We start from the raw sequence: 12,913 nt of genomic DNA, 5'->3' as shown, positions 1-12,913 counted from the left end.
AGATCAGCGTGCACAATCCGCGTATGCCTCAAGGCCCATCAGACACTGGCGACGACGCACCCAACCTGATGCTGTCTCCCTGGCGCGAGAAGCTCGATGCGGCACCTATCCGGATGGGGCGGCCAATCCGCGACAGGCCGAAGATCTCGACCACCATACGGCTGGACCAGGACGTGATCGAGGCCTTGCTGCCTTGGGTCCGGGTTGGCACAGCCAGCCAGAACCTGGCTTGCGCAGCCGGGGCTTGATCGACCGCGGGATACCAGACTATCGAGTGCAAAACGGGCGTCACGGGGGCGATTCGCCGATCGACGCGCATGCGCCGTCCAAGACGACGACGCGGGCGAAAGGGGACTGGGACTTGATTCTGCTTTACATCTACATGGGAATTTCCGGGCTGGCGCTGGGGCTTGCCGGCCTCATGGAATATCAGGGTTTGAAGCAGGAGGTTTCCGGCGCGAACGGCTTCATCTGGACCATGATCCTCATCCTGATGTTCGGCGGGCTGCTGCTGACGGCGCTGATCGACTGGATCTTCGTCGGCTTCGGTACGGCCGTCAAAGTGCTGCTCTTCGGTGCCGGATGGCTGGCCGCTGCGGGTTTTGCCAGCCTGTGCCTGATGATGCTGGGATCGAAGCGGTGAACTTCATCATCGCCCTGCTGCGGCTTGTCGGTGCCGCCTTCGTGCTCGCCCTTCTGCTGGCCTGGCTGAAAGACGGCGATGCGGAAATTGCGCGCACATTGCCCTGGACGCTCTATCCGTTTGGCGGAGGCCTGGTGGCCGCGCGCAGCATTCTCGACTGGGAAAGCAACCAGACGAGCCGGTATTTCGCCCTCGGTGCGGCCCGCATCGCCGCGTTCTTCGCCATCGTTGCGACGACCCATTTCGGCTTTCCGCATTCCGTTGCGGCCGTGGCCATTGCCTTCGTTGCCATGCTGGCCGTGGCCCGCTACCCGCTGCAGACCTGACGCCCCACCGCGCGGTACGCCGGCGCGGACAGGGAAACGACCGCGCCAGATTGGCGCGGCCGTCACAGGTCAGCTTCCGTCACGCGCCTTGCGGGCGAACTCGTTCAGTGCCGCAAAGGTCTGGTCGAAGCGGTTCTCGGCCTCTGCCTTGCGCTGGAAGTTGACGCGCTCGACGAGGATTTCGGCAGGCGTTGGCTTGGTCGCAAAGAGATCCATGACCTCGTCGATGAAATCCTTGAGCGGCAGATAGGCTTCGCGGCTGGACTGGCCGGGGGTCAACTCCGTCTGGACGGCCGGAGGGGCAAGCTCGATCACCTCGACCTTGCCGGACAAGGCGTCGCGCAGGCTGACAGTGTAGCTGTGGAGAGCGGCCTTGGTGGCCGAATAGGTCGGCGCCATGACCAGCGGCACGAAGGCCAGACCGGAGCTGACATTGACGATGGCTGCATTGTCGCGACCGCTCAGATGATCGACCAGGGCATTGGTGAGCCGGATGGGTCCAAGCAGGTTGGTGGTGATCTGGGCTTCGGCGTCGCTGAGGTCACGGCGACGATCGAGCCCGGCCTCCATGCGCATGATGCCGGCATTGTTGAAGACCACGTTGAGATCGGGGAAATCGGCGATCAGGCTTGCGGCGAAGGCCTCGATCGCGGCCGGATTTTCCATATCCACGCTGCGGGCATGCATATTCGCCCGGTCGCCAATCACGGCACGCAGCGTTTCCATGCGGCGACCGGCGATGATGACGGTGTTGCCGAGATCGTGGAAACGGTGGGCAAGTTCGGCGCCGATGCCGGAGCCGCCGCCAGTGATGAGGATGGTGTTGCCAGTCATATGCATTGGGAAAACCTCTTTGGTGTTGTGCTTGCCCAAACTAGAGGTCATACTCTCTTTTCCAAAGTAGGCACCGAAAAGATTTATACGCACCAAAAGGAGAGTGTCTGATGAGCAAGGCTTCCGAGCGGAAATTCAGGGATCCGGATCTGGCCCTGCATGGTCGCGACACGATTCCCGAGGTGGTTGATCCCGCGCTTGAGGCGCTGGTGCAGGACATTATCGGCAAGGTGGCGGACAAGTGGACGCTGCTGATCCTCGAGGCCCTGGAGGAGCATGGCACGCTGCGGTTCACCCAGCTGGGCCGGGTGGTTACCGGCATCAGCCAGAAGATGCTGACGCAAACCGTGCGGCGCATGGAGGAAGACGGGCTGGTGAAGCGCACCGTGCATCCGGTCATTCCGCCCCATGTGGATTATGCCCTGACGCCGCTCGGGCGCAGCCTGGGCGAGGCCTTTTGCGGCGTTTGGAAATGGGCCGAGAAACACCATGACGAGATCATGCGCGCCCGCCTGGCCTTTGCGGCAGCCGGGCGCACGGTGTGAGGCTGAGACCTTCAGCTATCTGCCGTTGGCGAGGCGGTGGTGCGGGCCGCGTTGCCGCGGGGCGGATGGGCGGCGGCTGCATTTGCCCATCGACGGCTTGGCCGCGCTGAGGCATAGGACTGTTCGACACACTCGGAACGGTCCCAGGCGAGAAGCGCTCCCCTCACCCGGCGGAGCCGACACGCGCGCGGACCGGACGTGACAGCGATGGAGAGACTGCGATTATCAAGATTATGGTATTGCTGCATGCAGCAGATGGGCTGGAATGGCAGGCGCCGCCGAAGGGCACGAGCCTGAAGACGCTGAGTGAAGCCGAAGCCATGGGCTTCATCATGATCCGCGGCGAGTTTCAGAAACGCCAGTTCCGCCTGACCGGGCTCGGCTTCGACCATGTGGAACGCGACCGGAGACGGCTGGAGGCGCGGCGGAAGGATTGAGGATCGGGGATTAGGGATTGGGATGTGGGCGCGGTGCGTCCAATCAATGCCCTTGTCCAGTCCCCGAAACCCGCCCGGAAGGCCCAAGCGGGTCTCAGCTTGATCTTTTCCGATCCCTTTAGAACTTCACGGTGTAGTTCGAGCGCAGCCAGACCGACGGGTCCTGCCCTTCAGTGGTCGCGTTGACCATGAAGGAGGCGGTGCCGCTGCCGAGATCGACTTCGGCGCCCACGCCGCCGCGCAGCCAGAGCTGCTTCAACTCCGCACCATCAATGCTGAAATCGCTGATGCCGGTCAGCGTGCCCGTGGTGGCCGTTGCCTGATCCTCGAACTGGTAGCTCACCTCTGTCTTGGCCAGAAGGCGAACCGTATCGCTCATCGGGTGGACGAAATCGGCGCCGAGGCGGGCGATTGTGGAGTGATCGCTGGTCTCGTCATAGCTGACCGGGAAGGAGCCGCTCTCTTCCGTATAGGCATCCACGGTGGTGCGGGCATAGGAGAGGCCGATGTAAGGGGTGATATCGGTATTGGCCACATTCGCCGCATTCAGCCAGTCGAGCCGGATCTTTGCGGCCCATGTATCGGCATCGGTGCTGCCATCGGAACTGTCCGTTATGGTTCCGTTCATGTAGCCGCGCGACGTGTCGATATTGGTGCGGCCGACATAGCCGCCCAGGGTGAGATAGAGGTTCGCGCCGAGATCGGCGGTGACCTCCGGCGAGAGGAAGAAGCCTCTCTGCTTCACCCAGCCGCCGGCATCCAGATCCTGATCGGAATAGGTGCCGCCGACCGAAATGCGGGCCGTCACACCATCGGTGATGCCGTAGCCCAGGCCGAATTCGCCGAGCGCCAGTCCGCCCTTGGAGATATCCGTGTTGTCGTATCCGCCGTCGACCGTGCCCCAGACAGCGCGTTCCCCCGCACCCAGCCGGTTGCGCATGGGATTGCCCTGCGCGCCGAACATCACGGTATTGGCGCTGGAGACGCTGTTTTGCACGGTGCTTGATGCAGCCTGAACAACCGTCGGATAGAATTCGGACTCGGTGATCACGCCGCTGATGTCGCCAACGCGGGCGATATAGATGTCATCGTCCTGGGTGGCGCCCATGACGACATTGCCGTTGTCGGAAATGAACTCGGCATTGTAGCTAACAAAATCGGGGGTAACGCCGGCGTCGGCAAGCCAATCCTCGATTGATATCATGCCGGTCGCCTCGGACCAGCGGAATCCCTGCTGAACATAGCCATCCGTGGAGGAATAACCGACGACATAAGCCCCGTCTGCGCTAACCGCTTTGGCTTCGGATTCAGCAGACTCGCCCGGCTCAGGTGCATAAAGCACGCCGAGGTTTGTCAGTGTCCCCTGACCTGTCGCGTCCACGGCATAGCGATATGCGTAGATCGGGGCCACACCACCATTCGGATCGGACATGTAACCGCCTCCGACCAAGACGGCGCCATTGGCTGACATATCGCTCAGGACCATGCTTTGGCCGACCTCGAGGGCGCCGATATCCGTCATGCCGCCGTCTTTTGTCCAGCGGAAGACTTGATATGGCCCATTCAGTGGGCTGCCCACGCCGGCCACAACCGAACCATCCGTGCTGACGAGCGAAGAATAGGAGTATTGATAGAGGGTATCGATATCGGTGACCGCATTGAGCTTCGTATCCCAAATCATCGCATGCGACTGGTTATCAGCCAGGCGCTCCAGCGAACCGACAGCGAAACGTCCATCCGGCGTGCGGTCAATCAGGTTTGTGCCCAGATAAACGCCGGGGTCCGTCGGCGTGAAGGTGAAGACACCATTTTTCCAGATGAAGGACTGCAATATACCGCCGCGCTGCGTGAAGCCGAAGGCGCTACCATCATTCCCGACCCCGTTGATGCCGGAAAGGCCATCCGTATCAGAATCGACAATCTGGTACTGGCCGTTCTTCCAGATGAAATCGACGTATTTTCCGGCGCGCTCATCAAAGTAACTGCCGATAACATAGGTGCCGTCGCGGCTTAGACCGTAGGCTTCCAGATTGCTTGCACCCGCAGGCGGCGCCAGCGTGATCGTTTTGGCGCCGAGGTTGGAAACCAGGCGATACGACCTCATTGCGTCGCCTGTATCGGGATCATAGGTCGTGACGGATTCCAGATAGACCGAACCGCTCGCATTCATGTCGAGAAGCGATTTTGACGACAGATTGTCGGCATGAGCCGTGCCCAAGCCGGCAACAAACACCAAAGGAAAAAGGGAAATCAAACCGTTCCGGGTCTTGCTGTTCATTTGAAACATGCCTTCAATATCCGCATCTTCGACCTGCCGTCTCCGCAGATCGCGCCATCACATCGGCGGCATGGCGCGTCGCAGGCGCACGATGTGATTCAACTCTGGTTTGAGTTTAGCGATGATGACCGATGTCGAGAACGTCCAAAACTGGTCCTTTTCCTCTTCTGGTTGAAACCCGCCTCTCATCCCCCGGAGGATGGAAGCGGGTCTGCAGTGTCCATCAGAAGACAGCCCTTACCGGGCAAAGCGCTTGGCGCCGGCCACGCACAGGATCACCGCCAGCGTCACGGTCAGCATGCCCCAGGTGACGGTCTCGTTCAGCAGGCTTGCGGCAAGGGCAAGGCCGAAGAAGGGCTGGAGGAGCTGCAGCTGACCGACGGCGGCGATGCCACCTTGCGAAAGGCCGCGATACCAGAAGACGAAGCCGATCAGCATGCTGAACAGCGAGACATAGGCGAGCCCGAGAAAGGCCGGTGCTTCGATCCCGGCAAAGCTTTCCGGCATGGTGAGGAGGCTGATCAGCAGCATGAGCGGCAAAGCGAGCACCAGTGCCCAGCAGATCACCTGCCATCCGCCAAGCGTGCGCGACAGCTTGCCACCTTCGGCATAACCGAGGCCGCAGGCGATGATTGCGGCGAGCATCAGAAGGTCGCCCTTCGGGGAGGCCGTCAATCCCTGAACCAGGGCATAGCCGACGACGAGCGCGCTTCCGGCCACAGAAAACAGCCAGAAGGCGGGTCTTGGTCTTTCGCCGCCCCGGATCACGCCGAAAATGGCCGTCATCAGCGGCAACAGGCCGACAAAGACAATCGAATGGGCCGAGGTGACATGCTGGAGCGCCAGCGCGGTGAGCAGCGGAAAACCGATGACGACGCCGGCCGCGACGATGGCGAGCGAGAGAAGTTGCGGCCCCGTTGGCCGCTTCTGCTTGAGCGCCAGCAAAAGGACTAGCGCGAGGATGCCGGCGATGGTGGCGCGCGCGACGGTGAGGAAGACCGGATCGAACTGCATCACCGCGACGCGGGTGGCCGGCAGCGAGCCGCTGAAAATCAGCACGCCGATCAGGCCGTTGATCCAGCCGGCCGTTGTCCGGTTCATCCTCTTGTCCACGGGCTGCGCCCCCAGATTTGCCATTGTCATGTCCACTGCCCTTTCCAATTTCATCTGGCGCATCCGACCCGTGCGGCCGGTCTTGCCCTGGTCCTCTATCGGCCGGGGGCGCTGGCACAACCAGTGACAGTCTGATACAGTTTCGCAAAACTGTTATGGATGTCAGGGCAATACAGATGAGCGAAATGGTGACGGCGCAGGCTCGAACCTCCGGCGGCGAGGGAACGAAAACCCGGGTCGCCATGGTGATGGACACGATCCGGCAGCGGATCGCTGGCCGGGCGCTGACGCCGGGGGAAAAGCTGCCTTCGGTGCGCAATCTGGCCTCGACGCTCAAGGTGTCGGTCTCAACCGTGGTGGAGGCCTATGAGCGACTGGTGGCGGAGGGCGCGATCCTGTCTCGGCGGGGATCCGGCTTTTACGTCGCCAACCAGGCCGCGCCGTTTGCGCTTGCGGAAGCCGGGCCGAAGCTCGACCGCGCCATCGATCCCTTCTGGATTTCGCGGCAATCGCTGGAGGCGATCGAGGACAATCCGAAGCCCGGATGCGGCTGGCTTCCGCCCTCCTGGCTGCCGGAAGAGAGCTTCCGCCGGGCCTTGCGCACCGTCTCGCGCGGCGATGGCGCCGTGCTTGCCGATTACGGTTCGCCGCTCGGCCTGCCGGCCCTTCGCCAGCTGATTTCCCGGCGCATGGCGGATCACGGCATCGAGGCCTCGCCGGACCAGATCATGCTGACGGAATCGGGCACGCAGGCGATCGACCTGATCTGCCGCTTTTTGCTGGAGCCTGGCGATACCGTCCTGGTCGACGACCCCTGCTATTTCAACTTTCACGCCCTGTTGCGGGCGCATCGGGCGAAGATCGTCAGCGTGCCCTACACGCCCTGCGGCCCTGACATCGAGGCCTTTGCCGCGGTCGTTGCCGAATATCGGCCGCGCCTCTACATCACCAATTCCGGCATTCACAACCCGACGGGCGCCCTCCTCTCGCCGGTCACTGCGCATCGGGTACTGAAGATGGCCGAACAGTTCGACCTGACCATCATCGAAGACGACATCTTTGCGGATTTCGAACATGCGCCGGCGCCAAGGCTTGCCGCCTTTGACGGGCTGGACCGGGTGATCCACATCGGCAGTTTTTCGAAAACGCTGTCGGCCTCGGCCCGTTGCGGCTTTGTCGCGGCGCGTCCGGAATGGATCGAGGGGCTGACGGATTTGAAGATTGCCACCTCCTTCGGCGGCGGACGGCTGACCTCGGAGCTCACTTTCCATGTGCTGAGCGACGGCAGCTATCGCAAACATCTGGAAGCTTTGCGCGCCCGGCTGGCACTGGCCATGCGCCAGACCTCGACGCGGCTGAAATCGCTTGGCATCAGGCCCTGGATCGAGCCACAAGCCGGCATGTTCCTGTGGTGCCAGCTGCCGGATGGCGCGGATGCGGCAACGGTTGCACTGGCCGCCCTCGAGCAGAATGTGGTCCTCGCCCCCGGCAATGCCTTCAGCCTCGCGCAATCGGCCACCAGCTTCATGCGTTTCAATGTCTCGCAGACACTGGATGACAGGGTTTTTGCGGTGCTGGGTGCGGTTCTCAGGGAGGGTTCACGGCGGGCCGGAACGGGACTGTCCGACGGCGAGGGAGCCGCCATTCGAGCATCTGGCACGGTCATTGCTCGACACGCGATTGGATGAGCTGAAGACAGAACCAGCTTGTCTGTTCACCGGCGAACCGCTCCGCTATGGTATCCCCAGCGAACAAGCGATGATTTCTGAGGCCATGCAGACACCGACGATCAGCAATCAAAGCATGGAATATTTCCGTGCCAAACGAATCGACATGGTCATCGCTCCAGTCTTCGGGAAGTCGGAGATTTCCATGGCCAGGCTGTCATGCGGCACGCGAGGCCACGGTGTCATCGATCCGCCCGCATATGAAGACGCGTTTTTCCTCGCATTCAATCTTCGCGATTACGAAGGCGATCTCTGGGTTGACGGAAAGAAGGTGCACACCAGCGTCTCCAAGCGCGGCAATTTCACAATCTACGATCACCGGCGATCTTGGCTTGCCGACATGAAATCGCCGTTTGATGGCCTTGGGTTTCATATCCCTCGTGCGGCGCTTAAGGCCTACGAAGAGGATTTGGGCGGGAAGCATATCGACACGCTGCATGCCGCACCTGGGCGCGATATCGAAGACGATGTCGTTCGACGGCTCGTTGGTGCATGCCTTCCCGTTCTGGAGAACCCCGGGAGAGCGACCCGTCTGTTCCAGGATCATATCGCTGCTATCCTGACCTTCCACATTTGCGCGACTTACGGTGGCGCAAGCCTGCGAAAGCCCTGCCAAGGCGCACTTGCCCCATGGCAAAAGAAGCGGGCACTGGACATGCTCGAAGCGGACCTGACGGCGGACGTTTCCTTGTCGACAATTGCATCTGCGTGCGGCCTTTCCCAAGGCTATTTTTCCAGAGCGTTCAAGTTATCGACTGGCCACGCTCCGTATCGCTGGGTGATCCTCAAGCGCGTTGCAAAAGCAAAAGATCAGCTTCGATCGACTGACCTGACGATTGCCGAGGTGGCGTTTACCTGCGGTTTTTGTGATCAGTCGCATCTGACCCGGGTGTTTACCGCGCATGTCGGGATGACACCTCTTCAATGGCGACGAATGTCCAGGTAACGAGATCACCACCTCTCTTGGTAAGGTCGCGATCATCCAAAATGCGTAATTTCCTTACAAGAAACGCGGCTTCTCGTTCGCGATAAGGGTTGTGCCCAAAACTTTGCAAAACGCAAAGTTTAGATCGCAGGACACGAAAATGACTCAGACATTGCCCCCATTTACCCGACGCGGTGCGCTGCTCTCCGCCGCGGCTGCTGCTGCGTATGCTGCGCTCCCAACCGCTTTCGGTATGGCCGCCAACGCTGTGTCCCCAACCGCTATCGAAGGAGATTGGACGATGGCTACTGTTACAACCAAAGACGGCGTCGAGATTTTCTATAAAGACTGGGGTCCGAAGGACGCCCAGCCGATCATGTTCCACCATGGCTGGCCTCTGTCCTCGGACGACTGGGATGCACAGATGCTGTTCTTCGTCTCCAAGGGATACCGCGTTGTCGCCCACGACCGTCGCGGTCATGGCCGCTCGGCTCAGGTCGCCGACGGTCATGATATGGACCACTATGCTGCGGATGCATTTGCTGTCGTGGAAGAACTCGACCTGAAGAACGCCGTCCACATTGGCCACTCGACGGGTGGCGGCGAAGTTGCCCGCTACGTCGCCAAGCATGGCCAGACGGCCGGTCGCGTCGCGAAAGCTGTCCTTGTCTCGGCAGTTCCGCCGCTAATGCTGAAGACCGACAGCAATCCCGAAGGACTGCCAATGGAAGTCTTCGACGGGTTCCGTTCCGCTCTTGCCGCCAACCGCGCGCAGTTCTTCCGGGATGTGCCGGCAGGCCCGTTCTACGGCTTCAACCGTGAAGGTGCCAAGGTTCATGAAGGCGTGATCCAGAACTGGTGGCGTCAGGGCATGATGGGCGGCGCTAAGGCCCATTACGATGGGATCAAGGCCTTCTCCGAAACCGACCAGACAGAAGACCTGAAGGCAATCACCGTGCCGACGCTGGTGCTTCACGGTGAGGACGACCAGATCGTTCCAATCGCGGATTCGGCGTACAAATCCTCCAAGCTCTTGAAGGATGGCACCCTGAAAACCTATCCGGGCTTTTCGCACGGCATGCTGACCGTCAATGCAGACGTTCTCAATGCCGATCTGCTGGCATTCATCCAGAGCTAAAGGAGAAGAAGGCTGCAGCAGCCCTGCGGCCTTCTTTAACTCCGCGACCATCACCAACCTTATCCGCACACCCACAATGGCCCTTTCGTTGCTCTTTGGTGGGGCAAAGCTGATTAGCTTTGCAGCCAACATTTCCGAGGCCTTGGCGACAGGATAAAACTGATGATGACCGCTCTTTTTTATGACGACGCACCTCACCCGGCCTCAGGGTCTTGCGAAAGCTTGCGCTCGGGCGTGTGATCCGTCCATTCCAGATTGTGTAGTGGCGGGCCGAGGGGTTTTGGTCTTATAGAGGGGCCAAAGCGATATCTGCGGCGCCGAAGGGCGGCGCGTTCAGGAAAGACGGATCGATGCGCACACTCTGGAAAAGCCCGGTGACCCTGATCGGCATCGGCGAAGACGGCGAGGATGTCGTGGTCGATACCACGCTCGGCGCCTCCTGGGCTTTGATCGAGGACTGGCCGCTGGAAGAAGGCCCAGTGCTCGACAAGGCGCTTGCCGTTTGCGCGGCGGTTTCGAATGGCAAGGCGAAGGACGAGGATGCGCGTCAGGCGCTGCTTGCCGCCGCGCTGGAAGCCGGCGTCAAGGTCAAGACCTGACGCTGGCCGCGACGCAAACGCCGACCCTGATCACTCCGCGACTGGCGGAATAAGCGTGGTCGTCTGGACTTCGGCAAGTTCTTCCGAGGTTTCTTCGGCAGGAACAGGGCTTGCCGGGACGTCGGCGACAGCCTCACCGGTTGTATCGCTTGCCGGATCGCCCGTCGTGTCTCCGGCGGTATCATCGCCGGTCGTGCCGTCATCGACGGTGTCGTCCGTGGTTCCGTCTGTCGTGCCGTCATCCGTCGGCGGAGGTGCGACAGCCGCAAGTTCGTCGCGGATCTGATCGATCTTGCCCGACAGCCGCGCCGACGCCGAGCACCGATTTCGCCCAATCGAGCATGCTATCATCGACCACCGTGCCGGGCTTGGCGGCGGCCTCAAGGGCGGCCCTCAGGGCATCGTCACTCAGTGCGGGGTCTGTGGGCAGCGTATCGACGCCACTGGCCAATTCATAGGTAGCATAGGCTACGGCGAAGTCGCGGATCGCAGCCATGCGCGGATCAGCCGCGTTCATATAGGCCTTGTAATTGCGGTTCAGCGAGTTGAGACCCTTCAGGCTCGCCTGGAGCGGGCGTTGCGGCTTTTCCTTGGGCACGACCGACACGGCAACATCTGTTGTCGGCGGCTTCGGCGCCTTGCCCGCCTTCTGCTTGGTCTGCCTGGTCTGCTTTGCCGGCTTCGGCGTGCCGGAGAGGCTGGCCAGCGCCTCCGTCAGCGGGTCTGATTTCGCCCGACCCTGCTTGGATGCCGCAGAGTTTCCCCTTGTCTTCGATGTTGCGCGGTCTGCTGAGGATGCGGCACCTTTTCCCCCGGATGCGCCGCTGGACTGGCTGCTGCTCTTGTCGCGGCCGCCATTGCCACCTCCATTGCCACCCCCATTGCCGCCGCCCTTGCCTTCCTTGGCCGACAGGCCCGCGACGACAAAACCGGCTCCGGCCGGATCATACGACAGCGGTGCTGCGGCAACGACCGCAGACAAACAGGCAAGCAGCGCAAGCTTGGACTTCGACATGAGGGCTCTCCAATCGCTCTTTGACTGGCTTTCCGCCCGTCACTTCAGCACAGCCTCGCATCCAACACTTAGATATACGCTAATTGAGTCAGTATGATTTTAGGGGTTTCGAAAGTCGGAATTGAAGACCTGCTTCGCCATCTGCCAATGCTCGCCTTACATCAGCCCCAGGGTGATGGCGGCCAGGACCAGGTAGCGGCCGAGCTTGGCGATGGTGACCAGTGCGAGGAAAACAGGAAAGGGCGTGCGCAGCACGCCTGCGATCATGGTGATGGGATCGCCGATGACGGGCATCCATGCCAGCAGCAGCGACCAGAGGCCATAGCGGCGATACCAGGCTTCGGCGCGCAGAAGGCTCTTTTCCGAGACCGGAAACCAGCGGCGGTGGCGGAAATGTTCGATGAAGCGGCCGATCAGCCAGTTGGCGACGGAGCCCAGGACATTGCCGAATGTGGCGACGGCCAGAAGCGCGAGGAGCGGCTGGCGCTCGGCGAGGATGAGGCTCACCAGCACAGCCTCTGACTGGGCGGGCAGAAGCGTCGCTGCAAAAAAGGCAGCGGCAAACAGGCCCGAATAGGTGGCAAGATCGGTCAACACCGCCGAGGTCTAGCGTGAAGCGCCGGGGGTGGCAATCGGGACCGGAGGCAGCTTGAGCCAAGCCAAGCGGATGCGAGCTGAGCGGGGCCAAGCCAAGGCGAGCCTAGACCCGAGACGGTCAGGCCAGGCTGACCCAAGCCAAGGCGAGGCTCAGCCCCTTGAAGTCTTGGGCAGGCTGCAAGCCAGGCCAAGCGCGAGCGATACCCCGGCGCAAGACAGCGGGACCAGGGGGTCACCAATTCAAGACACACCCGGGGCACACCAGGACACACCCGGGGCTCGCCCGGGGGGCACACCCCGGACACATCTGTGGCACGTCCCGACACGCCCGGGGGCACCGCCCAGTTTTGGCTTACCCTCACCGCACGTCGGAGGGGCTGCGTCGCCGTTATGGCTTGATGGTGGTGCCTTCAACACGGGCGCCGACTTCAAGACCCTTTGGGCCCTGATCGCGGACATGATGCGGCGTCGGGGTGGTGATCACGCCGTGGTCCGGATCATGCACGTCCTGGCCCTTGATGCCGCCGCTTGCGGTTCTGGTCTCGTCTTGCGGGTTGCGGGTGGCGCGCTCCTGGCCTGCTTCATCGATGAGCCGGTCGAGTTCCGCGTCGGACATGGCTGTCAGATCAAAAGGAATGGGCATATTGGTCTCCTTGGGAGAGGGATTGTGGGTTCCAGACCTTCAGAACGCGCGAAACGGACAATTGTGCCGGGGAAATCTGGGCGTGCCACTCCG

At 61.5% G+C, this 12,913-nt stretch carries 14 protein-coding genes and 1 pseudogene; 9 read left to right on the top strand and 6 right to left on the bottom strand.

Going from position 1 to position 12,913, the window contains the following annotated elements:
* Nucleotides 1-8 precede the first annotated feature (8 nt).
* The 3 genes from ACSV9I_RS07705 to ACSV9I_RS07695 are packed head-to-tail and all read left to right on the top strand — an operon-like array spanning nt 9 to nt 969.
* Nucleotides 9-248 (top strand): hypothetical protein, encoded by a 240-nt coding sequence (locus ACSV9I_RS07705; protein WP_438328200.1) that lies wholly within the window; start codon nt 9-11, stop codon nt 246-248.
* Nucleotides 245-643, top strand: a complete 399-nt coding sequence (locus ACSV9I_RS07700) for a hypothetical protein (RefSeq protein WP_438328199.1) — start codon at nt 245-247, stop codon at nt 641-643. The genes ACSV9I_RS07705 and ACSV9I_RS07700 overlap by 4 nt, the downstream gene beginning before the upstream one ends.
* On the top strand, nt 640-969 hold the full coding sequence (locus ACSV9I_RS07695) for a hypothetical protein (protein ID WP_438328198.1): 330 nt from the start codon (nt 640-642) through the stop codon (nt 967-969). Before ACSV9I_RS07700 ends, ACSV9I_RS07695 begins: the two co-directional genes overlap by 4 nt.
* Before the next feature lie 69 nt (nt 970-1,038).
* Here ACSV9I_RS07695 and ACSV9I_RS07690 read toward each other — a convergent pair whose 3' ends face one another.
* Complete coding sequence (locus tag ACSV9I_RS07690) at nt 1,039-1,809, bottom strand: SDR family oxidoreductase (RefSeq protein ID WP_054156778.1); 771 nt, start codon at nt 1,807-1,809, stop codon at nt 1,039-1,041.
* A gap of 104 nt (nt 1,810-1,913) precedes the next feature.
* Here ACSV9I_RS07690 and ACSV9I_RS07685 point away from each other — a divergent pair, with 104 nt between their 5' ends.
* Nucleotides 1,914-2,348, top strand: a complete 435-nt coding sequence (locus tag ACSV9I_RS07685) for a winged helix-turn-helix transcriptional regulator (RefSeq protein ID WP_438328197.1) — start codon at nt 1,914-1,916, stop codon at nt 2,346-2,348.
* 233 nt (nt 2,349-2,581) lie between these two features.
* Nucleotides 2,582-2,785 carry a hypothetical protein gene (locus ACSV9I_RS07680; RefSeq protein WP_054156777.1) on the top strand — a complete coding sequence of 68 codons (204 nt, stop codon included), beginning with the start codon at nt 2,582-2,584 and terminating at the stop codon, nt 2,783-2,785.
* A 118-nt stretch (nt 2,786-2,903) separates the two neighbouring features.
* Here the strand turns inward: ACSV9I_RS07680 and ACSV9I_RS07675 are convergent, their stop codons facing one another.
* The gene (locus ACSV9I_RS07675; protein ID WP_438328196.1) at nt 2,904-5,063 is read right to left on the bottom strand and encodes an autotransporter domain-containing protein; all 2,160 of its coding nucleotides are present in this window, start codon (nt 5,061-5,063) and stop codon (nt 2,904-2,906) included.
* Nucleotides 5,064-5,300: 237 nt separating this feature from the next.
* Nucleotides 5,301-6,164, bottom strand: a complete 864-nt coding sequence (locus ACSV9I_RS07670) for a DMT family transporter (RefSeq protein WP_438328195.1) — start codon at nt 6,162-6,164, stop codon at nt 5,301-5,303.
* Nucleotides 6,165-6,352: 188 nt separating this feature from the next.
* Between ACSV9I_RS07670 and ACSV9I_RS07665 the strand changes: the two are divergent.
* The 4 genes and pseudogenes from ACSV9I_RS07665 to ACSV9I_RS07650 form a co-directional block, all read left to right on the top strand.
* Nucleotides 6,353-7,768 (top strand): annotated as a pseudogene (locus ACSV9I_RS07665) (PLP-dependent aminotransferase family protein); the annotation flags it as partial.
* Between the two features lie 88 nt (nt 7,769-7,856).
* Entirely contained in the window at nt 7,857-8,849 is a 993-nt protein-coding gene (locus ACSV9I_RS07660) for a helix-turn-helix domain-containing protein (RefSeq protein ID WP_438328194.1), read from the top strand.
* A gap of 280 nt (nt 8,850-9,129) precedes the next feature.
* Nucleotides 9,130-9,966: an alpha/beta fold hydrolase gene (locus tag ACSV9I_RS07655; protein WP_438328193.1), complete on the top strand. Its 837-nt coding sequence runs from the start codon at nt 9,130-9,132 to the stop codon at nt 9,964-9,966.
* A 350-nt stretch (nt 9,967-10,316) separates the two neighbouring features.
* On the top strand, nt 10,317-10,565 hold the full coding sequence (locus tag ACSV9I_RS07650; protein ID WP_438328192.1) for a DUF982 domain-containing protein: 249 nt from the start codon (nt 10,317-10,319) through the stop codon (nt 10,563-10,565).
* Nucleotides 10,566-10,803: 238 nt separating this feature from the next.
* Here ACSV9I_RS07650 and ACSV9I_RS07645 read toward each other — a convergent pair whose 3' ends face one another.
* The 3 genes from ACSV9I_RS07645 to ACSV9I_RS07635 form a co-directional block, all read right to left on the bottom strand.
* On the bottom strand, nt 10,804-11,580 hold the full coding sequence (locus ACSV9I_RS07645) for a hypothetical protein (RefSeq protein ID WP_438328191.1): 777 nt from the start codon (nt 11,578-11,580) through the stop codon (nt 10,804-10,806).
* A 156-nt stretch (nt 11,581-11,736) separates the two neighbouring features.
* Nucleotides 11,737-12,174 carry a YqaA family protein gene (locus tag ACSV9I_RS07640; protein WP_438328541.1) on the bottom strand — a complete coding sequence of 146 codons (438 nt, stop codon included), beginning with the start codon at nt 12,172-12,174 and terminating at the stop codon, nt 11,737-11,739.
* Nucleotides 12,175-12,565: 391 nt separating this feature from the next.
* Complete coding sequence (locus ACSV9I_RS07635) at nt 12,566-12,820, bottom strand: hypothetical protein (protein ID WP_438328190.1); 255 nt, start codon at nt 12,818-12,820, stop codon at nt 12,566-12,568.
* Nucleotides 12,821-12,913: the final 93 nt, after the last annotated feature.

Origin of the sequence: Rhizobium sp. G187 (assembly GCF_051549525.1) — a bacterium.
GTDB lineage: Bacteria > Pseudomonadota > Alphaproteobacteria > Rhizobiales > Rhizobiaceae > Allorhizobium.
The sequence above is the reverse complement of the archived record's forward strand: the minus strand, read 5'-3'. Positions and strand labels throughout refer to the sequence as shown.

Coding starts and splice junctions, on each gene's coding strand:
- ACSV9I_RS07645 (WP_438328191.1), bottom strand. CDS start 11,580: ATGTCGAAGTCCAAGCTTGCGCTGCTTGCCTGTTTGTCTGCGGTCGTT.
- ACSV9I_RS07680 (WP_054156777.1), top strand. CDS start 2,582: ATGGTATTGCTGCATGCAGCAGATGGGCTGGAATGGCAGGCGCCGCCG.
- ACSV9I_RS07690 (WP_054156778.1), bottom strand. CDS start 1,809: ATGCATATGACTGGCAACACCATCCTCATCACTGGCGGCGGCTCCGGC.
- ACSV9I_RS07675 (WP_438328196.1), bottom strand. CDS start 5,063: ATGAACAGCAAGACCCGGAACGGTTTGATTTCCCTTTTTCCTTTGGTG.
- ACSV9I_RS07655 (WP_438328193.1), top strand. CDS start 9,130: ATGGCTACTGTTACAACCAAAGACGGCGTCGAGATTTTCTATAAAGAC.
- ACSV9I_RS07650 (WP_438328192.1), top strand. CDS start 10,317: ATGCGCACACTCTGGAAAAGCCCGGTGACCCTGATCGGCATCGGCGAA.
- ACSV9I_RS07670 (WP_438328195.1), bottom strand. CDS start 6,164: ATGAACCGGACAACGGCCGGCTGGATCAACGGCCTGATCGGCGTGCTG.
- ACSV9I_RS07635 (WP_438328190.1), bottom strand. CDS start 12,820: ATGCCCATTCCTTTTGATCTGACAGCCATGTCCGACGCGGAACTCGAC.
- ACSV9I_RS07685 (WP_438328197.1), top strand. CDS start 1,914: ATGAGCAAGGCTTCCGAGCGGAAATTCAGGGATCCGGATCTGGCCCTG.